Origin of the sequence: Verrucosispora sp. SN26_14.1 (assembly GCF_004307965.1) — a bacterium.
In the GTDB taxonomy this organism is placed as follows: domain Bacteria; phylum Actinomycetota; class Actinomycetes; order Mycobacteriales; family Micromonosporaceae; genus Micromonospora.
In genome coordinates this window covers 1-1,194 of record NZ_SISL01000799.1, presented here as the reverse complement: position 1 = coordinate 1,194, position 1,194 = coordinate 1, and the positions used below count along the sequence as shown (strand labels likewise).

Here is a 1,194-nt window from a genome sequence, read left to right as displayed (position 1 = left end):
AGATGGTTATAAGAGACAGGGACGGCACGTACGTGGGCCGGTCCTGGGACGACGAGCCGGACGGTCGGCCGGGACGGCAGGAGATCCCGGAGCCCCGACGCCACGACGGTCCCACCAGCGCGCCGCCGTTCGACCGGTCGTTCGCCGGTACACGTCCGGAGCGCCCCGGCGCCGAGGACAGGTGGTCCGAGCGCGGACGGGACGGGATCACCTGGTCCGAGATGAGCGCCCAGGGCGCCACCGGTGCACCGCCCCGTCGTGACCAGCGCGACCCCGACCGGTACGACCCCGACCGCTACCCGCCGAGGGACCAGGACCGCCGCGACCGGTACGCCCCACCCGACCCGGACCGCCGCGACCAGCGGGAACCGGACCGCTACGCCCGACGTGACCCCGACCGGCGTGACCCCCGGGAGGCCGACCGGTACGCCCGACGCGACCCGGACCGCCACACCCCGCCCGAGGCCGACCGCCGCGACGCGGACCGCTACGCCCGACGCGACGCGGACCGACGTGAACCGGATCGCCGCGACCCCGGCCGTGTCGGCTGGGACACCCCGGAGCGTCGCGACGCCGACTGGTACGACCGCGATCCCGACCGGCGCGAAGCGGACCGGCGCGAAGCGGACCGGCGCGACCCGGACCGCCGCGATCCCGACCGGCGCGACCCGGACCGCTACGCCCGACGCGACCCGGACCGGCGCGACGACCGGGACCCGGAGCGCTATGCCCGGCGTGGCCCGGACCGACGCGACGAGCGCGACCCGGACCGCTACCCCCAGCCTCCGCGCCGATCCGAACCCGTCGGGCGCGACGGTCGCCGGGACCGGGACGTGCCGATCTCCCCGGCCGGACGCCCCGGGCCCGGTTGGGAGTCGGACGAGGACCGTCGTCGGTCGCCCGCCGCGCGTCGACCGGCCGAGGACGTCGACCGCCGGTCGACCGGTGACACCCCGTCGCGACCCCGCTACCAGTGGAGCAGCCACCCGGGCGAGCCCTCGATCGACGACCGGCCGTCGGTCGAGCGGTACGACTACCGCGACGACTTCAGCGAGGGCGACCCGGACAGCGCCCCGTACCCGGACGGCTACGTCGACGAGGAGCCGATCCGCACCACCCGCGACGAGTGGGAACGCCCGGCGGCCCCGGAACGGGATCCGGCGCCGGCAGGCGGCGACCTGCCGTGGCCCGCAC

The 1,194-nt window shown here is 77.1% G+C and carries 1 pseudogene; it reads left to right on the top strand.

Going from position 1 to position 1,194, the window contains the following annotated elements:
- A pseudogene (locus EYA84_RS32855) lies at window positions 1-1,194 on the top strand (hypothetical protein); the annotation flags it as partial.